The sequence below is a fragment of the Streptomyces sp. NPDC047028 genome, assembly GCF_040644095.1.
Lineage (GTDB): Bacteria > Actinomycetota > Actinomycetes > Streptomycetales > Streptomycetaceae > Streptomyces.
Window position 1 is genome coordinate 46,241 of record NZ_JBEYVS010000012.1, and the last position, 21,871, is coordinate 68,111.

The 21,871-nt window shown below is 74.5% G+C and carries 17 protein-coding genes and 1 tRNA gene; 12 read left to right on the forward strand and 6 right to left on the reverse strand.

The annotated features are described in order from the left end of the window. Positions 1-36 precede the first annotated feature (36 nt). From ABZ854_RS13370 to ABZ854_RS13415, 10 genes are all read left to right on the forward strand, one after another. Positions 37-2,175 (forward strand): hypothetical protein, encoded by a 2,139-nt coding sequence (locus tag ABZ854_RS13370; protein WP_361208857.1) that lies wholly within the window; start codon positions 37-39, stop codon positions 2,173-2,175. A 90-nt stretch (positions 2,176-2,265) separates the two neighbouring features. Then, positions 2,266-3,771, forward strand: coding sequence for a GT4 family glycosyltransferase PelF (gene pelF, locus ABZ854_RS13375; RefSeq protein WP_361208860.1), 1,506 nt, complete (start codon positions 2,266-2,268; stop codon positions 3,769-3,771). After that, the gene (locus tag ABZ854_RS13380) at positions 3,768-5,171 is read left to right on the forward strand and encodes a hypothetical protein (protein ID WP_361208863.1); all 1,404 of its coding nucleotides are present in this window, start codon (positions 3,768-3,770) and stop codon (positions 5,169-5,171) included. Before pelF ends, ABZ854_RS13380 begins: the two co-directional genes overlap by 4 nt. Before the next feature lie 41 nt (positions 5,172-5,212). Beyond that, the gene (locus ABZ854_RS13385) at positions 5,213-6,214 is read left to right on the forward strand and encodes a GDP-mannose 4,6-dehydratase (RefSeq protein WP_361208866.1); all 1,002 of its coding nucleotides are present in this window, start codon (positions 5,213-5,215) and stop codon (positions 6,212-6,214) included. Between the two features lie 49 nt (positions 6,215-6,263). After that, a complete protein-coding gene (locus ABZ854_RS13390) occupies positions 6,264-6,977 on the forward strand; it encodes a sugar phosphate nucleotidyltransferase (RefSeq protein WP_361208869.1) in 714 nt (237 codons plus the stop codon). A 7-nt stretch (positions 6,978-6,984) separates the two neighbouring features. Further along, the gene (locus tag ABZ854_RS13395; RefSeq protein WP_361208872.1) at positions 6,985-7,890 is read left to right on the forward strand and encodes an NAD(P)-dependent oxidoreductase; all 906 of its coding nucleotides are present in this window, start codon (positions 6,985-6,987) and stop codon (positions 7,888-7,890) included. After that, entirely contained in the window at positions 7,887-8,537 is a 651-nt protein-coding gene (locus ABZ854_RS13400) for a spherulation-specific family 4 protein (RefSeq protein ID WP_361208875.1), read from the forward strand. The genes ABZ854_RS13395 and ABZ854_RS13400 overlap by 4 nt, the downstream gene beginning before the upstream one ends. 67 nt (positions 8,538-8,604) lie before the next feature. Next, positions 8,605-9,249 carry a 1,4-alpha-glucan branching protein gene (locus tag ABZ854_RS13405; protein WP_361208878.1) on the forward strand — a complete coding sequence of 215 codons (645 nt, stop codon included), beginning with the start codon at positions 8,605-8,607 and terminating at the stop codon, positions 9,247-9,249. A gap of 247 nt (positions 9,250-9,496) precedes the next feature. Continuing rightward, positions 9,497-11,353, forward strand: a complete 1,857-nt coding sequence (locus ABZ854_RS13410; protein WP_361208881.1) for a M1 family aminopeptidase — start codon at positions 9,497-9,499, stop codon at positions 11,351-11,353. Between the two features lie 157 nt (positions 11,354-11,510). Continuing rightward, positions 11,511-12,356 carry a lysozyme gene (locus ABZ854_RS13415; protein WP_361208884.1) on the forward strand — a complete coding sequence of 282 codons (846 nt, stop codon included), beginning with the start codon at positions 11,511-11,513 and terminating at the stop codon, positions 12,354-12,356. Between the two features lie 55 nt (positions 12,357-12,411). On the opposite strand, the gene ABZ854_RS13420 is transcribed toward ABZ854_RS13415, so the two are convergent. From ABZ854_RS13420 to ABZ854_RS13440, 5 genes are all read right to left on the reverse strand, one after another. Then, a tRNA-OTHER gene (locus ABZ854_RS13420) sits at positions 12,412-12,504 on the reverse strand. Positions 12,505-12,616: 112 nt separating this feature from the next. Continuing rightward, positions 12,617-12,805, reverse strand: coding sequence for a hypothetical protein (locus tag ABZ854_RS13425; protein ID WP_361208887.1), 189 nt, complete (start codon positions 12,803-12,805; stop codon positions 12,617-12,619). 59 nt (positions 12,806-12,864) lie between these two features. Continuing rightward, positions 12,865-15,798, reverse strand: a complete 2,934-nt coding sequence (locus ABZ854_RS13430) for an AAA family ATPase (protein ID WP_361208889.1) — start codon at positions 15,796-15,798, stop codon at positions 12,865-12,867. Positions 15,799-15,923: 125 nt separating this feature from the next. Continuing rightward, on the reverse strand, positions 15,924-16,154 hold the full coding sequence (locus ABZ854_RS13435; RefSeq protein WP_361208892.1) for a hypothetical protein: 231 nt from the start codon (positions 16,152-16,154) through the stop codon (positions 15,924-15,926). Between the two features lie 117 nt (positions 16,155-16,271). Next, a complete protein-coding gene (locus ABZ854_RS13440) occupies positions 16,272-19,424 on the reverse strand; it encodes a type 2 lanthipeptide synthetase LanM family protein (protein WP_361208895.1) in 3,153 nt (1,050 codons plus the stop codon). A gap of 406 nt (positions 19,425-19,830) precedes the next feature. Here ABZ854_RS13440 and ABZ854_RS13445 point away from each other — a divergent pair, with 406 nt between their 5' ends. Both ABZ854_RS13445 and ABZ854_RS13450 read left to right on the forward strand, forming a co-directional pair. Next, the gene (locus ABZ854_RS13445; protein WP_361208898.1) at positions 19,831-20,442 is read left to right on the forward strand and encodes a response regulator transcription factor; all 612 of its coding nucleotides are present in this window, start codon (positions 19,831-19,833) and stop codon (positions 20,440-20,442) included. Continuing rightward, positions 20,439-21,035 (forward strand): LuxR C-terminal-related transcriptional regulator, encoded by a 597-nt coding sequence (locus ABZ854_RS13450; RefSeq protein ID WP_361208900.1) that lies wholly within the window; start codon positions 20,439-20,441, stop codon positions 21,033-21,035. The genes ABZ854_RS13445 and ABZ854_RS13450 overlap by 4 nt, the downstream gene beginning before the upstream one ends. Positions 21,036-21,051: 16 nt before the next feature. Here the strand turns inward: ABZ854_RS13450 and ABZ854_RS13455 are convergent, their stop codons facing one another. After that, the gene (locus ABZ854_RS13455; protein ID WP_361208903.1) at positions 21,052-21,792 is read right to left on the reverse strand and encodes a peptidase E; all 741 of its coding nucleotides are present in this window, start codon (positions 21,790-21,792) and stop codon (positions 21,052-21,054) included. Positions 21,793-21,871 lie beyond the last annotated feature (79 nt).

The window sequence follows — 21,871 nt, forward strand, 5'->3', positions numbered from 1 at the left end:
CGTACTCACCCCTGCCCGGGGAGGGGACTTCACCGCATGAAGCGGACCATTCGCACCACCGCCCTGACGGTGGGCGCGCTCATCGCCGCGCTCGGACTGCAGGCCGGATCGGCCCATGCCGAGACCACGGCACCGCGTATCGACCTCAGAGTCCTGCTGGTGAGCGACGGCGGCCCGGCCACCGACGCCATCGCCGCCGAACTCGACACGGCCGGAACGCCCTACACGAAGGTCGACCTGACGCAGGCCGGCCGGCCCACCATCGACGCCGCCTTCCTGGCGGACACCGTGGACGGCCGGCCCCGCGCCAAGTACCAGGCCGTCGTCCTGCCCAACGACAACCCGTTCGCGGCCGGTTCGGCCGAGATGACCGCCCTCGCCGACTACGAGCGGACCTACGCGGTCCCGCAGGTCGACGCCTACACCTACGCCCGCCCCGAGGCCGGCCTGCAGTACCCGGTGTACGGCGGCTACTCGGGCAGCCTCGACGGCGTCCAGGCCCAGGTGACCGCCGCCGGCGAGGCGGGCCCGTTCGGCTATCTGAAGGGCGCCGTCCCGTTCGAGGACAACTCGCCGACAGTGGGCGAGAGTTACGCCTACCTGTCGACGCCCGTCGCCGGCGCCGACTTCACGCCGTACGTGCAGGCCCCCATCCCGGGCACCACCAAGCAGGGCTCCCTGGTCGGCGAGTACCGGCACGACGGGCGGCGCGAACTCGTCGTCACCTTCGTCTACAACCAGTACCAGGAGCAGTTCCGGCTGCTCTCCCGCGGCATCGTCGAGTGGATGACCGGCGGCGTGCACCTCGGCGCCGCCCGCAACTACTTCGCCGTCCACGTCGACGACGTCTTCGCCGCCGACGACCGCTGGGACACCAAGCTCAACTGCACGCCCGGCGACGTCGACTGCACCAACGACGAGGGCACGCCCAGCCCGATCCGGATGACCCCCGCCGACGTCGACCACGCCACCGCCTGGCAGAGCAGCCACCACTTCACCTTCGACCTCGTCTACAACGGCGCCGGCAGCGTCGACCAGCGGTCGGACAACAACGGCGTCGACCAGCTCGCCGACAAACTCGTCGCCGACCGGAACCAGTTCCGCTGGGTCAACCACACCTACACGCACGCGTTCCTCGGGTGCGAGCAGAACACCACCGTCGTGCCCTGGACCTGCGAGACCAATCCCGACGGCAGCACGAAGTGGGTCAGCAGGAGCGCCATCGACAACGAGATCGCCATCAACCGCGTCTGGGGCCACCTCAACGGGCTGCCGCTGGACGACGACGAACTGGTCACCGGCGAGCACTCCGGACTGAAGATCCTCCCGCAGCAGCCCCAGGACAACCCGAACCTGGCCCCGGCCCTCGCCGACAACGGCGTCAAGTGGCTCGCCTCGGACAACTCCCGCGACCCCGAACAGCGCGTCGTCGGCCCCGCCACCACCGTCTCCCGCTACCCCATGAACGTCTTCTACAACGCGGGCACGGCGAGCGAGGAGGCCGACGAGTACAACTGGATCTACACCAGCCGTGCCCAGGGCGGCAGCGGCATCTGCGAGGACAACCCGGCCACCACCACCTGCCTGCCGGCCCCGCTGGACACCAGCACCGGCTACCAGGACTACATCGTGCCGCTGGAGACCCGCATCGACCTCGGCCATGTCCTGGCCAACGACCCCAAGCCGCACTTCATCCACCAGTCCAACCTCACCGAGGACCGCCTCGCCTACCCGGTGCTCGACGGCGTCCTCGACGGCTACGACGCCCTGTTCACCGACAGCACCCCTCTGGTCAACCTGCGGATGAAGGACATCGGCACCGAACTGCAGCGCCGCGCCACCTGGCGCACCGCCGTACAGAACGGACAGGTCACCGCCTACCGCATCGGCGCCACCGTGACCGTCCAGGCACCGGCCGGCATCGCCGCCACCGCGACCATGCCCACCGGCACCACCCAGTCCGGCCACGCCTTCGGCACCGCCTACGCCGGCGCGACGTCCGGCTGGACCACCACCACGGGCGGCACACTCACCCTGACCCTGCCGTCCACCGCCGCCTCCACGGCCCCGTCCACGACCGCGCACCACAAGGCCCCCGCGGCCACCCGGCCCGCGCCGCACGCCAAGGTCCCCGCCGGCGTGACCGAGCAGGTGCCGTACACGCCGGACAACTGACCGGCGCCCACCCGCAGTTCCGGCCGCCCCCGCGGCGGCCGGAACCGGCATGGGCACGACCACCCCACACCTCGGCCGTGGAGCACAGCCATGCACGTTCACCACGGCGCGCGCCGCCCCGGCGCGGCGCGCGTCACCCTGCTCACCGAAGGCACCTACCCGCACAGCCACGGCGGCGTAAGCGTCTGGTGCGACCAGCTCGTCCAGGGCATGCCCGACCTCGACTTCGACGTCATCGCCGTCACCGGCACCGGACACGAACCCGTGGTCTGGGACCTGCCCGGCCACGTCCGGACCGTGAACTCCGTACCCATGTGGGGCGCCCCGCCCGAGGGGCAGCCGGCCAGGGGCCGCGCACAGCGGCGGCTCACCACCGCCTACGAGCGCTTCCTGACCGCACTCCTCGACCCGGGCGCCGAGGACGGTTTCGCACCCGCCCTGTACGCCCTGGCGCGGGCCGCCGCCGACGGCACGCTGAGCCCGTTCCTGCGCGGCGACCGCGCCGTGGCGGTCCTCGCCGCGGTGTGGACCCGCCCCGGGCTCGTCGTCCGCGAGGCACGGCCCACCCTGCACGACGCGGTCACCGCGACCGCCCTGCTCGAACACGCCCTGCGCCCGCTGGCCGCACCCCCGCCCCGGGACGGGGTCGCGCACGCGGTCAGCGGCGGGGTCGCGGTCCTGCCGGGGCTGGCGGCACTCGACCGCCACGGCGTCCCGCTGCTGCTCACCGAGCACGGCGTCTACCTGCGCGAGCGCTACCTCGGCTACCGCACCGCGCCGTACCGCTGGCCGGTGAAGGCCGTCGTCCTCGGCTTCTTCCGGCTGCTCGCCGAGGAGAGCTACCGCCGGGCCGCGCTGATCACCCCGGGCAACCGCTACAACCGGCTGTGGGAGGAACAGGGCGGCGCCGACCCGCTGTCCATCCGCACCGTCTACAACGGCGTGGATCCCGTCGCGTTCCCGCCCGCCGGACCCGAACCCGACGCGCCCACCCTCAGCTGGGCCGGCCGCGTCGACCCCATCAAGGACCTGGAGACCCTGATCCGCGCCTTCTCGCTCGTCCGCGCCCGCACGCCCGCCGCCCGGCTCCGCCTCTTCGGCGGTACACCGCGGGGCGGCGAGGCCTACCGGGAGCGCTGCGAGGCCCTCGCCGCCGAACTCGGCCACACCGACGCCGTCACCTTCGAGGGCCGGATCGACGACATCAAGGACGCCTACGCCGCCGGCAACGTCGTGATGCTCTCCAGCATCAGCGAGGGCTTCCCGTTCACGCTCATCGAGGCGATGTCCTGCGGCCGGGCGACCGTCTCCACCGACGTCGGCGGAGTCCGCGAGGCCGTCGGCGACACCGGGCTCGTCGTCCCGCCGCGCGACCCGGCCGCCATGGCCGAGGCCGCCCTGGAACTCCTCGGCGACCCGGGCCGCCGCACCGCGATGGGGGAGGCGGCCCGGCTCCGCGTGATCGAGCAGTTCACCCTGCGCCAGACCATCGACACCTTCCGCTCCATCTACCTCGAACTGCCCAGCCGCACAAGGCCGTCGGCGGCCGCGGAGCCGCGGCGGGCCGTCGCCGGCGCGGGGAGCCTGGCCGGATGAGCGGACCCATGGCGCTCGAACCGGGCGGAACGGAACACGACACCCTGGCCCTCCGCCTCACGACCCCACCCGCCCGCGGCCCCCGTACCGACCAGCACACGCTCGCCCTCCGCCTGCCCGGCACCGGGCCGGCCGAGGACGCCGTCAACGCCCTGGCCGCCGAACTCGCCGACCGTATCGGCCCCGCCGTCCACCCGTACGAGGTCGCCGCCCTCCTGGAGGCCGACGGCCTGTCCGCCGAGGTCATCCAGGAGCGCTACGGCCATCCCGACCTCTTCTCCCTCGCCACGGCCCTGTACGAGCGCGTCCCCCGGACCTTCCCGGATCCCGCGCCCGTGGCCGACCCCTGGCGTCCCGACCACCTCCGCTGTCTGCTGCGCGGCCTGCTGTTCGCCCTGCCCGGCCTCGCCTACCCGCTCACCGCACCCCTGTGGCACCCCGGCCGCCACCTCACCGCCCTGATCACGGCCGCGATCGTCTCCTGGGCCTGGGGACAGGCCCTCGGCCACCGCGCCCACCTGCGGATGACGGCCGGCCGCCGGGCGGCCGCCCGCACCCTCCTGACCGGCGCCCCCCTGGGCGCGGCCTTCGCCACGGCCGCCGCCGCCGTCACCGGCGGGCTCGGCACGGTGACCCTCGCGGCGGCCGTCCAGTCCCTGTACCTGGCGGCGGCCGGCATCCTGCTGGTCCTCGCCCGCGAACGGCCGCTGCTCGCCGCGCTCACCCCACTCGTCGCGGGCGCCGCACCGCTGCCCTGGTGGGAGCCCGGACCCGCACTGCGCGCGGGGGCCGCCCTGCTCGCCCTCCTGGCCACCCTCGCCGTCACCGGTCACGCGCTGCGCAGCGCCCTCGCCGGACCGGCCGAATCCGCCGGTCCCCGGCACCCTTTGCTGCGCTCGCTGCCGTACGGGCTGTTCGGGCTGGCCGCCGCGGTCCTGGTGCTGCTGGAGGGAAGCCGGGCGCCGTACGCCGTGATCGTGCTCACCGTCAGCATGGGGCCGGCCGAATGGCTGCTCTACCGCTACCGCGGCCTGTCCGTCGCCGCGCTCCGCGCCACCGCCACCCCCCGTGGATTCCTGCTCCGCTCGGCCGCCGTCCTCGGCGCGTGCCTGCTCGCCTACCTCCTGCCGCTGCTGCCGGCCGCGCTCCTCACCGGTGCCGACCCGGCCACGCTGCTGGCGCTCGCCGCGACCCTGTGGACCGCCCTGCTCCTGCAGGCGTTCGGCACGGCGTGGCCGGCCGCCGCGATCTGCCTGACCGCGGCGGCCGGCGCCGGCGCCGCCCAGCTGCTGCGGCTGCCACCGGGACCGGCCGCGCTGCCGCTGTGCTGCGGCGCCGCGGCCCTCTGCCTGGTGGCCTGCGTACCCGCGCTCCTCGGCCGGCCCGCCCGGCACGCCTGACACCGCACCCATCCGACCAACCGACCGGAAGGACCCCTGAGTTGACCTCCGCACCGCGCGCCGCCGTCACCGGAGCCGAGGGCTTCATCGGCTCCCACCTCACCGAAGCCCTGGTCGCCTCCGGACACCGGGTCCGGGCCATGGCCCAGTACAACTCCTTCTCGTCCTACGGCTGGCTGGAGACCCTCGCCCCGGACGTCCTCGACCACGTGGAGATCGTCCTCGGCGACGTCCGCGACCCCGGCTCGGTCCGCGGCTTCCTCGACGGCGCCGACGTCGCCTACCACCTGGCCGCGCTGATCGCGATCCCGTACTCCTACCGGGCCCCGCACAGTTACGTGGAGACCAACGTCACCGGCACCCTCAACGTGCTCGAGGCGGTCCGCGCCCTCGGCACGCCGCGCCTGGTGCACACCTCCACCAGCGAGACCTACGGCACCGCCCGGACCGTGCCCATCACCGAGGACCACCCCATCAACACCCAGTCGCCGTACGCCGCCTCCAAGGCCGGCGGGGACCGGCTCGCCGACAGCTACCACGCCAGCTTCGACACCCCCGTGGTGACCCTCAGACCCTTCAACACCTTCGGACCACGCCAGTCGATGCGCGCGGTCATCCCCACCGTCATCGGCCAGGTCGCGGCGGGGGAGCGCACCCTCACCCTGGGCGACCTGCGCCCCACCCGCGACTTCAGCTACGTGAAGGACACCGCGGCGGCGTTCCTCGCCGTCGGCACCGCGCCCGCCGCCGACGTCGTCGGACGCACCTTCAACGCCGGCACCGGCGGTGAGATCTCCGTCGGCGACCTCGTCGCCCTGATCGGCAAGGTGATGAACACCCCGCTCGACGTCCGCGAGGACCCGGCACGCGTCCGCCCCGCCGCCTCCGAGGTGATGCGGCTCGTCGCCGACGCCACCCGCCTCACCGAGGCCACCGGCTGGCAGCCCGCCCACACCCTGGAGCAGGGCCTCGCGCACACCGTGGAGTTCTTCCGCGACCCCGCCAACCTGGCCCGCTACAAGACCGGCATCTACAACATCTGACCCGTCCGGCACGTCACCGAGTTCCCCCACACCGACCTAGGAGGAAACCGTGCACGCAGTGATCCTGGCGGGAGGCAAGGGCGTCCGGCTGCGGCCCTACACCACCGCCCTGCCCAAGCCGCTCGTCCCCATCGGCGACCAGCACGCCATCCTGGAGATCGTGCTGCGCCAGCTCTCCGCCGCGGGCTTCACCCGCTGCACCATCGCCATAGGGCACCTCGGCGAGATCATCCGCGCCTACGTCGGAGACGGCTCCCAGTGGGGCATGACCGTCGACTATGCCACCGAGGACAACCCCCTCGGTACCCTGGGCCCGCTGCTCACCCTGCGCGAGAGACTGCCCGAGACGTTCCTGGTGATGAACGGCGACGTGCTCACCGACCTCGACTACGCCGACGTCCTGCGCCGGCACCGCGACTCCGCGGCGCCGCTCACCATCGCCACGTACGCCCGCAAGGTACACATCGACTTCGGGGTGCTCACCACGGACGCCAGCAGGGTCGTCGCCTTCACCGAGAAGCCCAGCATGGACTACCGCGTCTCCATGGGCGTCTACGGCCTCAGCCGCGCCACCCTCGACGGCTACACCCCGGGCCTGCCGCTCGGCTTCGACGAACTGGTCCTCGACCTGCTGCGCACCCAGAACCCGCCGCACGCCTACGAGTTCGACGGGTACTGGCTGGACATCGGCCGCCCCGACGACTACGACCGGGCCAACGCCGAGTTCACCAGCCGCAAGTCCCTGCTGCTCAAGGGAGCCTGAGAACCGCATGCGCATTCTCGTCCTCGGCGGCACCGGGTACCTGGGCCGTCATGTGACGCGGCGGCTGCGCGCCCTGCGGGGCGCGCAGATCCTCGTCGCCGGCCGCCGCGCCCGCGACGGGTTCCGCGCCGACCTCGCCACGGACGCGCCCGAGCGGCTCGCCAAGACCCTGGCGGCGGCAGCCCCCGACGCGGTGGTCAACTGCGCGGGCGCCACCGGCGGTGACGCCGTGACGCTGGCCGAGGTCAACGCCCGCGGCCCGGCCGCGCTGTGCGCCGCGCTCCGCGAGGCGGCACCGGGCGCCCGGCTGGTCCACCTCGGCTCGGCCGCCGAGTACGGGCCCGGCATGCCGGGCAGCCCGGTCACCGAGGCGGCGCCCGCCTGCCCCGTCACCCCGTACGGAGCCACCAAACTCGCCGGCACCGTCGCCGTGCGCACCTCCGCCCTGGACGGCGTGGTGCTCCGCGTCGGCAACCCGGTCGGCCCCGGCGCGCCGGCCGCGAGCCTGCCCGGCCGGATGGTCGTGCTGCTGCGTACGGCAGACCGGGACCCCGGCGCGGTCCTGCGGCTCGGCGACCTGTCCGCGTACCGCGACTTCGTCGACGTCCGGGACGTGGCCGACGCGGTCGCCCTCGCGGTCACGGCGACCGGCCCGCTGCCGTCCGTCCTCAACATCGGCGGCGGCACGGCCGTTCCGGTGCGGGAGCTGGTGCGGGGCCTGGCCCGCCGGGCCGGCTTCCGGGGCCGTCTGGAAGAGGACGGAGCGGGCTCGGCGCGCTCCGCGCAGGTGTCCTGGCAGTGCTCCGACATCACCGCCGCCGGCCGGGCGGTCGGCTGGCGGCCCGCCCACGGACTCGACGACGCCCTCGACGCGCTGTGGGCGGCGGGCGCGGACGACGGGCGTACACCGTGAGCCTGCTGGTCCCGCTGTATGTGCACCCGGCCGAGGACCCGGGTGCCTGGCACCGGCTGATCGGCGCGGCCGACCGCACCTACGCGGTCGTCCTCAACCCCGCGAGCGGGCCCGGCACCGCCCCCGACCCCGCCTTCACGGCGGCCGCCCGGGCCCTGAGGACGGCCGGCGCCCGCCTGCTCGGCTACGTCGACACCGACTACGGCGTACGGGACCGGGCCGAGATCGCCGAGGACGTGCGCCGGCACCAGGAGTGGTACGCGGCTGACGGCTGCTTCCTGGACCGGGTCACCGCCACCGCGGACGGACTGCCCGCCTGCCGGCGGCTGCTGCGGGAGGTGCGGCGGCTCGGCGCCGGGACGGTCGTCCTCAATCCGGGCGTCCATCCGGCACCGGGCTACGTCCGCCTCGCCGACCTGACGGTCACCTTCGAGGGCCACTGGTCGACATACGTCGCCGCGTTCACCCGGCCGGCCTGGACGGCACGCCACCCGCCCGAACGGTTCTGCCACCTCGTCTACGGCGTGCCCGAGGCCCTCGTCCCGCTCGCCGTGCGCACCGCGCACGAACGCGGGGCGGCCATCGCCGGGCCGGTGACGGGAGAACCGCCCAACCCCTGGGCGCGGTTGACGCCGGCACTGGCCTGAGCGGCACGGACGGTGTGAAAGGCTGCGAGAGCCCGTATCCCGCGCGCCACGGAGGAGCGTCACCGGCATGGCCGTCATCCACCGGACCACCGTCAGCCCGACCAAGCTCGAACTGCTCACGGAGTGGCTGCCCACCCGCCCCTGGTACCGGGGCGGCCCCACCCCGGTCCTGGAGAAGTCCGGCGGGTTCCGGCTGGACGACCCGGACGGCGAGGTCGGCATCGAGTTCATGGTGGTCACCGACGCCTCGGGCCCCGAGCCGACCGCCTACCTGGTGCCGCTCACCTACCGGGGCGCACCGCTGGCGGGGGCCGAACGCGCCCTCGTCGGCACCATGGAGCACGGAGTCCTGGGCACCCGCTGGGCCTACGACGGCTGTCACGACCCGGTGCTGGTCACCGAGTCGCTCGCCCTGATCGAGGGCCGCGCCCAGGCCCAGGCGCAGAGCCTCACCGACACCCCGGACCACGAGGTCACCCGCGCCTGCACCGGCGGCCCCCTCCCGGCGGCGGTCGCCCCGGCCCCCGCCGCCGACGACGACACGGGCACGCGCGTTCCCCTCCCGCAGGGCCTGACCCTCCACGTCCACCGTGTCCTCGACGCGTCCGCGCCCACCCCGCCCGAGGACGCCCTCGGTCATGTCGCCGGTGTCTGGCAGGGGCAGGACGGCGAGCGCGCGCGGGCGGTGCTCATGGTCCTGCGCGGTGCCTGAGCCTCTACCCCCGTAGAAGCGGCGCACCGGCCCCCACTTCCCGCCTCCTCCTGGCATGCCCTGGTCAAATCTGTCAGGCTTTCGGACGGCCGCGCCCCCGACCCCATGGCTCCACAGCCCCATGAGGGCATGGCCGTACTCACCACCGTGCTCGCGCAATTCCGTTCCCCGGCCGCCCCGGCGCACCCCAGCCGGTCCCGCGGCCATCGAGCAGGCCGGAATCCGGCCGCCGCAGAAGGAGCAGCGTGTGAGACCGATCCCCCACAAGGCGCTCGCCGCGACCGCGTTCACCGTCGTCGCGCTGGCCGCCGCCTCCCTCCCCGTCACCCCGGCAGCGGCCGCGCCGCCGTCTGCCGCCGCCACCTGCACACCGACCCAGGCCGTCGCCAACGGCGGCTTCGAGAGCGGCACCTCGCCCTGGAGCCAGAGCTCGGGCGTGATCACCAGCGACAGCGGACAGAGCGCCCACGGCGGCAGCTCCTACGCCTGGCTGGACGGATACGGCAGGAGTCACACCGACACCCTGTCCCAGAGCGTCACCGTCCCCGCAGGCTGCGACACCGCCACCCTCACCTTCTGGCTGCACGTCGACACCGGCGAGACGACCTCGTCGACCGCCTACGACAAGCTGACCGCGAAGATCGGCGGCACCACGCTGGCTACCTACTCGAACCTCGACGCCGCCGCCGGCTACGTCGAGAAGTCCTTCGACGTGTCCTCCTACGCCGGCCAGACCGTGAACCTCGCCTTCACCGGCGTCGAGGACACCAGCCTGCAGACCAGCTTCGTCCTGGACGACATCGCCCTCGACACCTCCGGCGGCGGCACGACCCCGCCCCCGGCGGACTCCACCCGCACCCCGGCCGCGCCCGCCTACACCGTCAGCCTCAGCAGCGACAGCGCCGGGACCGTCTGGAACGGGCACGAGAGCGCGACCTTCACCAACGCCTCCGCGAGCCCGCTGAACGAGGTCTACCTGCGGCTGTGGGACAACTACCACGGCAGCTGCTCGGCGATGCCCATCAAGGTCAGCAACGTCACCGGCGGCACGGCCGGCGACCTCTCCGTCGGCTGCACCGCCCTCGCCGTCACCCTGCCCGCCCCGCTGGAGCAGGGCCAGAGCGCCACCATCGGCTTCGACCTCGGCATCACCGTGCCCAGCGGCGCGGACCGGTTCGGGCACGACGGCGCGTTCGCCTTCATCGGCAACGCCCTGCCCGTCCTCGCCGTCCGCGACGGCGCCGGCTGGCACCTCGACCCCTACACGAACAACGGCGAGTCGTTCTACTCCCTGGCCGCGGACTTCCACGTCACCCTCGACCACCCGAGCTCCCTGCTGGTCCCGGCCACCGGCACGTCCACCGACACCCCCGGCACGAGCGGCCGTACCGTCACCACCGCCACCGCGAGCAAGGTGCGCGACTTCGCCTGGGCCGCCGGGCCCTTCAGCAAGATCTCCGGCACCTCGCCCGCCGGCGTCGCCGTGAACGTGTACTCCGTCTCCGGCATCAGCTCCTCCAGCGCCCAGTCGATGCTCAGCACCGCCGAGTCCGCCGTCGACGCCCACGCCGCCCGCTTCGGCGCCTACCCCTACGGCGAGCTGGACGCGGTCATCGACAACAACTACTGGTTCGGCGGAATGGAGTACCCCGGCTTCGTCCTCGACCTGGTCAGCACCACCGCGCTCACCCACGAGATCGGCCACCAGTGGTGGTACGGCATCGTGGGCGACGACGAGTACAACAGCCCCTGGCTGGACGAGGCCTTCGCCGACTACTCCACCGACCTGGCCCAGGGCAAGACCGGCAGCAACTGCTGGAACAGCGTCTCCTGGGCCTCCGGCGCCGAGAAGATCACCAATTCGATGGCCTACTGGGACGCCCACTCCTCCCGCTACTCCACCGTGGTCTACGGCTACGGCAAGTGCGCCCTGCACGACCTCAGGCGCCTGATCGGCGACACCGCCATGACCAAGCTGCTGAAGGACTACGCCACCGCGCACTGGTACGGCGTCTCGACCACCGCCGAGTTCAAGGCAGCCGCCCAGGCCGCCACCGGCACCGACCTCACCTCCTTCTGGACCCAGCACCGCATCGACGGCTGACCGCCTCCCGCACGGACCGTCACGGGCGGTGCCCTCCCAGGCACCGCCCCCCGGCGGGCACGCGCGGGCGACGGAGACACCCGCTTGGCCTAACCCTGGCCGTGGATGGCTTCGTTGGGCGGAACCCGGAGTGCGGGACCACCCGATGCCGGGTCAGATGGATGGCGTGCGAACCTCCATGACCTTCCCCAGCCGCCCGTCACGACTCGGCCTCACCGGCGTCCTGACCGGCCTCCTCCTGCTCCTGTCCAGTCCCCCCGCCACGCCGGCCCCGGGCGGCGCCATACCCATACGCGGCAGCGCCTACATGGGCATGGGCGTCCTCGCCCACGACGGCGCCGACGACCTGCCCGACACCGCCGCCCCCGGCTCCCGGGCCAACCTCACCGAGGGCGTCGACGTCTCCAGCTACCAGGGCGACGTCGCCTGGTCGACGTTGTGGGGCAGCGGCACCAAATGGGCGTACTCCAAGGCGACCGAGGGCACCTACTACAAGAACCCCAACTTCGCCCAGCAGTACACCGGCTCCTACAACGTCGGCATGGTCCACGGCGCCTACCACTTCGCCACCCCGGACACCACGAGCGGCACCACCCAGGCCGACTACTTCGTCGACCACGGCGGCGGCTGGTCCAAGGACGGCAAGACCCTGCCCGGCGCCCTCGACATCGAGTGGAACCCCTACGGCGACTCCTGCTACGGCAAGTCCGAGAGCGCCATGGTCAGCTGGATCCGGGACTTCCTGAACCGCTACAAGTCCCGCACCGGCCGCAGCCCCGTCATCTACACCGCCACCAGCTGGTGGAGCCAGTGCACCGGCGACTACGGCGGCTTCTCCGCCAGCCCGCTCTGGATCGCCCGCTACGCCTCCTCGGCCGGGACACTGCCGTCGGGCTGGTCCGCGTACACGATGTGGCAGTACACGTCCTCCGGCGCCACGGTCGGCGACCACGACCGCTTCAACGGCTCCCTGACCAAGCTCCGCGACTTCGCCACCGGCTGACCCGCCCCCGGGCGAGCCCCGCGTGACAGCGGCGGCCCGCCCGGGCGGGCACGGGCGGAGAGGGCAGGATTCGAACCTGCGCGGGTCCTCGGACCCGACCGTGAGGCAAGCCTCCAGGTCCCCGATAAGCCACTCCGGGCACCTCTCCCTGTGTCCGGCTCCCGGTCTCCCGTGCCGTTCACGAGAACAACAGTGCCAGGGAGCGCTGACAGCGGCCTGACACCGGGCTGACACCCGGGCGGCCGGTTCCCCGGAGCCGGTCACGACGTCATGTCCAGGGCGAAGATCGAGACGTAGCAGCCGAGCGCGTTGAACAGCGCGCCGCAGCCGCCCAGCGCGCCGACCACGATCAGGTACGCGTGGGCCAGGTGGCTGCTCGGGGGACCTGCTGTCCGTACACGCCTGCGCTCATCCGGGGCTCGCCTCCTCGGGGCCGGTGTGCCCGCCACGCTAGAAGCGGCCCCGGAGCCCTCACCTGAGTCCCCGTACTCAGCGGCGGGCCGTCCGCCTACTCACCCGGGCCCGGCCGCCCGGCCCGCAGGGCGGCCGACCGCGCGCACAGGTCCGCACGGTTGGCCGCCCCGGTCTTGGTCATCAGGCTCGCGATGTGCTTCTCCGCCGTGCGGGGCGAGATGAACAGCCGGTCGGCGATGTCCTTGTTGCCGAGCCGCTCCGCCAGCAGCAGGAACACCTCGAACTCGCGGACGGTGACGCCGCGCGCCCGCAACTGCTCGGGGATGCCGCTGGTGCCGGTGCGGTGCTGGTGCACGGGGGCGCCGAGCCGGCGCAGCGCGGCCCGGCAGGCGCCCGAGACGGCCGGCACGTCCCGTTCGTGGAAGTAGTGTTCGGCCCGCCGCAGCCAGCCGACGGGATCGCCCCAGCCGTCCGCGTGGGCCGGGTCCGCGATAAGCCGCAGCCCCAGCTGCTGGGCGGGCGGATACGGCCGGGCCACCTCCAGCGCCGCCTCGACGGCCTCGGCGGCCGCGCCGCCCCTGCCCTCGCGGCCGAGCAGCACGGCGTCGGCGAGCAGGACGAACTGGCGGTTCCAGCGCATCCGGGCGACGGCGGTCGCGGTGACCTCCTCGTGCCGGGCCCGGTCCGCGTCGCCGGCCAGCACGTCCAGCAGCAGCCCGAGCCCGTGGGTGCCGCCGAGATGGTAGGTGGAGGGGTTGCCCGCCTCCAGCTCCCGCACCCGCCCCAGTTCGGCCCGCGCCCGGCCGCGGTCCTCCTCCATCAGGGCGCAGAACGCGCGGGCCAGACCGAAGCCCAGCGGCTCCTCCTGCGAGCCGGCCCCGTCCCACTCTGCCATCGAAGCGAGCGTCGCCTCCATCGCCGTACGGTCGCCGTGGTGCGCCTCCAGCGTGGCCCGCGCCATCAGCACGTACCTGACCGCGGGGGCGAGCCGCAGCCGTCGTACGACGGCCAGGCACTCGGCGGCGGCCGTGCGGGCGGTGTCGTACGCGCCGCGCAGCACCGCGTCCAGGACGAGGATGCCGTCCACGGTGTGCACGATGTTCACCGAGCCCAGCCGCAGCGCCTCCTCGCGGGCCGCGAGGAGCCCGGCCGGATCGCCCTCGGCGAGCCAGGTGTTGCCGCCCATGCGGGTCGCCGCGTACATGCGCTGAAGGGGGAGGCGGTGCCGCTCGGCCGTGGCGAGGGCCTGTTCCAGCATCGCGGCGGACTCGTCCGGGTCCCGTTCCCGGGCCACCGTGGCCAGCAGCTCGCGGGCCTGGCAGGCGACGACCGGCAGCCCGTACCGTTCGGCGGTGTCGGCGGCCGACCGGGCCAGCTTCTCCGCGTGCTGCGTGCGGTCCGCGCCGGGCGTGTCCAGGGCGAGGTAGGCGGCGGTGACGTCGACGGCCGCCGCCGTGGCCTCGTCGGGCGCGCCCGCGAGCACCTCGCGGGCCCGGGCGACCTGGAGGTTGCCGTCGCTCCACCGCCCCGCCGTGTGCGCGACCTTGGCCAGCCGGGTGTGCAGGGTGGCCAGCCGGGCCGGGCTCAGCCCCGAGCCGTCGAGGACGTGCAAATCCTCGGCCAGGTCGAAGGCGCGCGCGAAGTCCCCCGATTCGGCGAGCGCCGGCAGCAGGTGTTCGAGCACCTCGGCGCGGGCCTGCGGATCGCTGCCGGAGGCGAGCAGTTCCTCGGCCCGGCCGAGCAGGGTCACCGCCGAGCCGAGGGCGCCCGCCGCCAGCGCCCGGCCGCCCGCCTCGGCGAACAGCCGCCCGGCCGCCGCCCGGTCACCGGCCTCACACCGCAGCCCGGCCGCCAGCGCGCACCAGTCGCCGCCGAGACCGGGGTGCAGTTCCTCGATCGCCGTCGCGCCCCGCCGGGCCAGCTCCGCGCGCTGACCGGTCGTCATCTGCGTGAACAGCGCCTCCACGGTGAGGGAGTGGCGGAAGGAGTACCAGTCCGGGGCGGGCTCGTCGGGGAGCACCAGCCGGGCGGCCACGCCCGCGTGCAGATGGCTGAGCAGTGCCCGGTCGTCGACGCCCGTCATGCGCTGCAGCACGGACAGCGGGAAGCGCCGGCCGAGGACCGCGGCCGCCGACAGCAGGGTCAGGCCCTGGGTGCCGAGGCGGTCGATGCGGCGCAGGATGCCGCGGGCCACGGTGGACGAGACGTCGCTGCGCAGGTCGCCGACGGCCCGCCAGCCGTCCGCCGACTGCACCAGCGTGCCGGCGCCGATCATGGACTGGAGCAGCTCCTCCACCAGGTACGGGCTGCCGGCGGAGTCCTCCCACAGCCGCCGCAGCACCGGGGCGGGTATCTCACCGGGGTCGTCGGTGCCGAGCTGCGCCGCGACCATGGCGTCGGCCTCCGGCCGGGTCAGCGGCGGGAGTTCGACGAGAGCGGCGGCACCGCGCCGGCGAGCCGACTGGGCGAGGTCCAGGGCGTCGCTGAAGTCGGTGCGTACGGTGGCCAGCAGCAGCACCGGGGTGTATTCGAGGTTGTCCACCAGGTATTCGAGGACGCCGAGCGTCTCGGGGTCCGCGTCGTGCAGGTCCTCCAGCAGCAGGAGCTGTCCCTGCCCGCGGGAGGCCGCGATCAGCAGCCGCAGCACCGCCTCGCCGAGGATGACCATGGAGCTGCTGTCCCGCTCCCCGGTGTCCCAGTCGGGTATCAGCCGCCCGAGCACCGGACGGTACGGGCCGAGGGGCAGGTCGTCGAGCGGTTCGCCGCTGCGGAACAGCGACATCAGCGCCTCGGTCAGCGGCCGGAACGGCACCGCCGGACCCGTGGTGCTGCTGCGGCCGCGCAGCACCCGCATCCCGGACCCCAGGGCACTGCCCACGGCCTCGGCGGCCAGCCGTGACTTGCCGACACCGGCCTCGCCGACCAGGAACACGACGCCGCCGCGTCCTTGCCGGGCGGCGGACAACGCACGCTCCAGCAGACCCAGTTGGGGGTCCCGACCGACCAGGGATGGCGCATGGGAACGCATGAACGCTGATGATAATCGGAATATCGGGACGTGTGTCAGGTCGCCCGGTTCTCCTCCCGAGCGACCTGCGAAGGGGGTGGCGCGTGTCCGCGCCATCCCCGTATGCCGCTACATCTGACCGGTCGTCACCGGGGTGCGGACACCGACGTGTCGATCGTGCTCAGCGTGATCACGATCCCGCTGGTCAGGACCATGCCGGCCAGCACGCGGGCTCGCGCGCAGGCCCGGTTGCGGCCCCGGAGCGCGATCCCGCCCGCCGCGTCCTGACCGGCGGAGTCGAGGCCGGTGCCGGCGGTGGCCTCGGGGACGTCGGCGGTGACGTCGGCGGCGGGGGTGGTGGTGAAGTACTGGTCCATGACGGTGATCCCCTTCTGATGTCCCGTGCGGGCGAGCACGGGGGACGGGTGGTGCGTCAGAGCTGTGGTGCGGGTGGTGCGGGTGGTGCGGCGGTGCCGTGGTGCCGGGTGGAGCGGTCAGTTCCGCGGGTGGTCCAGGAGCAGGACGGAGGGTACGGACGCCGGGTGCGCCAGGCGGAGCAGCCCGTAGCCGATGCCGGCCAACCCGGTCAGCAGGCCGGGGGAGGGCACGTGGTCGGGTGTGGCGCACCGGTGGCCGCGCGCCTCGACGAGGGCGAGTACCTGTCCGGTACGGCGGGCCAGGGCGGCGGACGCGTCGGCGTCACCCCGTTCCGCGCGCACGGTGAGCGCCTCCAGCGTGCCGAGGGTGCCCCGCGCGAGGCTCAGGTCCGGTCCCACCTCGGCGGTCAGCAGCCGGTGCGGGGCGACCGGAGCGGCCGCGGCCGCCGCCACGCCGGCCAGTCCCGAGGACCAGGAGATGTCCGCCGGCGCCGTGTCCGCGTGCCGCAGCGCCGCCCGCAGCAGGGACCGGCCGGCGTCCGCGTGCGCGTCCGCCCGTCCGCCGGCCCGGTGCGCCGCGTACCGCGACAGCGCCCCTGCGATGCCCGCGGCCCCGTCCGCGAACCCGGGTGCCACGTCCTGCCGGTCCTCCGTCGTGAACAGCGGGCTCGCGGGGCTGCCGTCCCCCGGCACGGCCGGCAGGCTCGCGGCGGTCCCCTCCACCGCCGCGAGCAGCCGGTCCGCTACGGCGTCCGCCAGCCTCAGGGCCCGGCCGTCCCCGGTCGCCTCGTGCGCCGCGACGACGGCGGCCAGCGCCCCCGCCGCGCCGGTGGCGAACCCAGGGTCCGGGCAGTCGGCGACGGCGTGACCGAGTGCGGTGAGGGCGTCCGGAAGACAGGCCGTCAGATCCTCGCCGAGCAGCCGGGACAGCCGGACCAGGGCGTACACGATGCCGCCGAGCCCGTCGTAGGCTCCCGGCCCGGCCGCCGCGCTCAGTTCGGGGTCGGCGGCCAGCGCCCGCAGCAGCGCGGGCAGCGGCCGTACTGCTTCCCGGGCGAGGGTGCCGTAGCGCCCGCCCCCGGCCAGTGCGTCCGTGTGCGCCAGGAAGAGAGCGACCCCGCAGTAGCCCTGCGCCAGGCCGGCGCCCATCGGCAGCACCGCCCAGTGCGGGCCGGACACCCGTTCCAGGCCGAGCCAGTTGGTCCGGCCGCCCTCGCGCACCGCACGGGCGGCGATCTCGTCGGCGATCCCGCACGCCGCGGCGAGCAGCCGCGAGGAGTCGGCCACGACCGCGGGCACCGCCGCCACCGCCAGTTCCGACCGCGGCCGGTCCAGCGGGGAACCGGCCCCCCGCGCCGCGAGCGTGGCGGCGACGATCCACTCCTGGTCGTGGCAGTCGACCTCGTCCATCCGGGCGATCTTCTCCCGTACGGCGGTCAGGCTCGCCACCGGCAGCAGGTCCGGCAGCCAGGTCCCGTCGGCCGCCCGGACCCCTGTACCGGACGGCCGGTGGGCGAACAGCGGCACGTCCCCGCGCCACAGGTCCGCCGTCTCGTGCTCGACGAGCCGCCGGCGCGCCGGGTCGTGGAGCGACTCGGTCCACAGCACGGCGAAGACGCCGTCCCGGGCCAGGGCGTCGCCCAGCAGGGCGGGATGGGTGGACTCCTCCAGCAGGGTGGCGTACAGCCGGGTCGAGCGCGGGATCAGCCGGGCCGGGCTGTCGGCCGCCCGGGCCAACGCCCCGTCGGTACCCAGCAGTTCGTTCCCGTGGGCGGCGATGGCAGCGTACGCGCTGCGGAACCCCTCCAGCAGGGCGGCCCGGTGGTCCGCGCCGGCCTGCGGGTGTCCTTCGGGCAGGGGGTGGTTCTGCGCGGCCGGGCTGCTGAGCGGAGCCCGGACGGCCCGCATGGTGTCCGTGCCGCTGTCCACCCAGCGCAGCCCCTCGCTCGGGTAGATGCCCTCGGCCGACCGGCCCAGCGCGGAGATGTCCAGCGCGCCGTGTTCCCCGATCAGCAGGTGGGGCAGCAGGCAGGTGCGGTGCACCGAGGCGTGCAGGGCGTCCGCGGCCGGATCCGCGCCAACCGTCATGGCCTGCGGGAGCCCGGTGTGCAGCAGGGTCTCGGCGTCCACCAGCACCGGCTGGTCGCCGCACGCGACGACGTTCTCGTAGTGCATGTCGGCGCCGTCCACCGCGTACAGCAGCGCGAGCAGCGCCCCTTGCCGCCGGTAGAAGGCGTCCGTCTCGGTCACCGAGCGGCACCAGCGGTGCTCGACGAACTCCAGCCAGCCGTACTCCTCACGCCGCAGGCTGCCGGGGGTGCGCAGCCGCAGCCCGGGCACCTTGGCGTCCAGCCACGCCGTCAGGTCGTCCAGCAGCGCGTGCTGCTCCAGCGGCCGGGGCTTGTAGACCAGCCGGTCGCCGTGGGCGAAGCGCAGCACCGCCACGGCCCGGTTGCCCTGGTGGGCGTCTCCGCGGCCGAGGTCCACGCCGGTCAGGGCGCCGGGCTCGCGCCCGCCGAGGAGTCCGGCGACGAGCTCGTCCCGGTCGGCCCGGAACCGCCGGACCAGCTCGGCCGTGGCGGCGAGGCAGTCCAGCGCGGTCTGGGCGAGCATCCGGGCCAGCACCGGGTAGGCGGCGAACAGTTCACCGAGGCCGCGCCGGGTGCCCGTCGTGGCGACGAAGGAGGCGAACCGGTCACGCGGGCCCGCCCCGGCCAGCCGCCCGGCCCGCCGGGCCGAGTCCAGCTCGCGCACCAGGGTGCGGGCGGCCTGCCGTACCAGCTGATACGTCAGCCGCGCCTCGAAGTCCCGCCGCCACACCCCCTGTTCGGCCTCCGGAAGTCGCGCCAGCACCGGCTCCAGCGCGGCCGTCGCGGGAGTCACGAGGGGGCGTACGACCGGGGCGAAGGCGTCGGGTCCCTCCGCGTCCGCGGGGGAGCGGCCGATACCGGACCCGGGGAAGTCCGCACTCTCCAGGGCCCGTTCGGCGTAGCCGGCCCATCGCGGCTTGGCGGTGCGGGCGGCCAGCCGCTCGGCGGGCTCCACCGCCAGCGCCGCCGCCGTGTTCGTGTCCACCCCGAGGTGCGCCAGCCGCGCCGCGAACCCCTCGGGGTCACCGGCCGCCCAGGGGGCGCGGCCGGCGGCTCTCGCCGCCGGCGCCGTGGGCGGTTCCGGGGCGGCGAGCCGTTCCGCGAGGGTCAGCGCCGGAGCCCACCAGGCGAGCGGCAGGCCGGCGCTCCTGGGAGCCGGGAGGCTGGCGGTTTTGGTCACGCACCGAAGGTCGCAGAGGCCGTACCGCCCCCACATGGGGAAGTGGCCCCCATATTCTGCGCGGAACCCCCGCCACCCCGGCCGCGCTCGGCGGCACGCGGGCCGCAGTCGCAGGTCAACGCCGCTACGACGACGGCCCCCAGGGGAGTACCGGCCGTGCCGCACGGCATCGCGCCCAGCCCCCGGCCCGGGGGGACGGGCCCGCCGGCCAGGCCGCCCCGGCGCACCGGCGGACCCCGCCCCCGTCTCCCCGGCCCGGCACGGGACGCCCGGGGCGCGCCCGGACGGAAAGGTGGGGATCGGCTACCGATGCCGGGCCACCGGCCGCGGCGGCACGGTGCTGCGCAGTACCCCAGACCGCCCGCGGCACTCACCACCGGGCGGACGACCTTCCAAGGAGCAGCAGATGGGAGCACCCCTACCCGTCGGTGTGGTCGCGCTCGACCCCGTGCTGGAGGCCGGCACCCGCAGCACCCTGCTGGCGTGCCCGGAACTGGAGGTGTGCGAGCTGGAGGACGCACGGGTCGTCGTCCTCACGGTGGACCGGCTCGGACACGACGAACTCGACACCGTACGGCTGACCCGGGCCCACCTCCACCGCCCCGCGGTCGTCCTCGTCGCGGGCGTCCTCGCCCCCGGGGACGTCCTGCACGCGCTGGCCGCCGGCGCGCGGGGCCTGCTGCTGCGCCGCGAGGCCGACGCCTCCCGGCTCGGCGAGGCGGTGCTGGCCGCCGCCCGCGACGACTGCACGCTCCCCCTCGACCTGCTCGAACAGGTCCTGGACCGGACCGGCCCGGCCCCGCCCGCGTCCGGCGGGTGGGCCGGCAACGCGCTGACGGACCGGGAGCGTTCGGTGCTGCGGCTGGTCGCCGACGGCCACGAGACGGCGGAGATCGCCCAGCGCCTCGCGTACTCGCAGCGCACCGTGACCACCGTCGTCCACGACATCACACAGCGGTTCCGGCTGCGCAACCGAGCCCACGCGGTGGCCTACGCGCTGCGGGCGGGCCTGCTGTGACCACGGACCTCACCACCCCCGTCGCGATCCGCGTCCTGCCCGCGCCGGGCGCCGACCGGGTGCGCGCCGTCGCCCGCCGCGCCGGCCTGAGTTGCGCTCCCGGCCACGACCCGCGTGCCCTCACGGTGATCGTCGCCGGCGACGCGGAACACGCCTTGCGGGGCGTACGTGGCCCCGGCCCGCTGGTGCTCGTGTGCGACGGCGTCACCCGGACGGGACTGCTGCTGGCCCTGCGCTCGGGCGCGGTCGTCCTGCGGAGCGTGGAGCTCAGCGAGGACACCCTCACAGCGGCCGTCCGCCGCGCCGGCCGCCCGCACCAGAGCATCCCCTACCCGGTGCTCTCCCAGCTCCTGGCCGGGAGCCGGGAGCACGGCGACCGGTGGCCGCCCTCCGGGGTGCCGACGACCCTGACGGGCCGCCAGGTCTCCGTGCTGCGGCTGATGGCCGAGGGGCACGCCAACGCGGACATCGCCCGGCTGCTGAGCTGCTCCGAGCACACGGTCAAGAACGTCGTCCACGAGGTCATGTCCCGCCTGCAGGCCCGCAACCGGGCCCACGCCGTGGCACGGGCGGTGCGGCTGGGCCTCGTCTGAGCCCGCGAACAGGGCGTCAGAAGGCGGGCGCCGGCAGCCTCCGCGGCTCGAGGCGCTCCTCTACGGCGCGCCCGCCTTCCCGGGTCACCAGGTAGGCGCCCTTCCCGGGCAGTTCCGTGACGGCCTCGACGAGTTCGGTGCCCCGGTACACCAGGCCCACTCCGTCGTCGGTGCAGTGTGCCGAGGGGAGCGTGCCGTCCGCGACCAGGCGGTGGATCAGCGGACGCCGGCCCGCGTCGGTGTCGTAGTGGACCCCGTTGCCGTACGGCAGCAGGCCGAGGCCGTTGGTGACCGGGCGCAGTTCGGGGCCGAAGGAGTCCGTCGCGCCGCCCCGGAACCAGCAGATCGAGCCCGCGCTCACACCGCCGAGGACGACGCCCGCACGCCAGGCGCGGCGCAGCACGGAGTCCAGGCCGTGCACCCGCCACACCGCCAGCAGGTTGGCCACCGAACCGCCCATCACCCAGACCACGTCGTGGTCGAGGACGGTGCCCTCGACGTCTGCCACGTTGGGCATGGGGAACAGGTACAGCGGGGTGAGGTCGAAGCCGGCCACCCGGGCCGCCTCCGAGATCCGCGCGGTGACGTGTTCGGCGTCCCCGGTCGCCGTGCCCACGTAGAGGATCCGCGGGCGTCTGCCGTGCACGCCGGAGAGGTCGACCGCGTGGTGCACGAGGGCGTCGAACAACAGCCTTGTACGCGTGCCGGCGCGGAACCCTCCGGAGGTGGCGAGGATGGTCGGTTCCGGAGCGGTCACAGGCGTGATCGTAGCGTGGCAACTCCCGCGCGGGCGTGGGGGAGTGGTGAAGGTGAGGCGCTGCGGGACCTGGCGATCC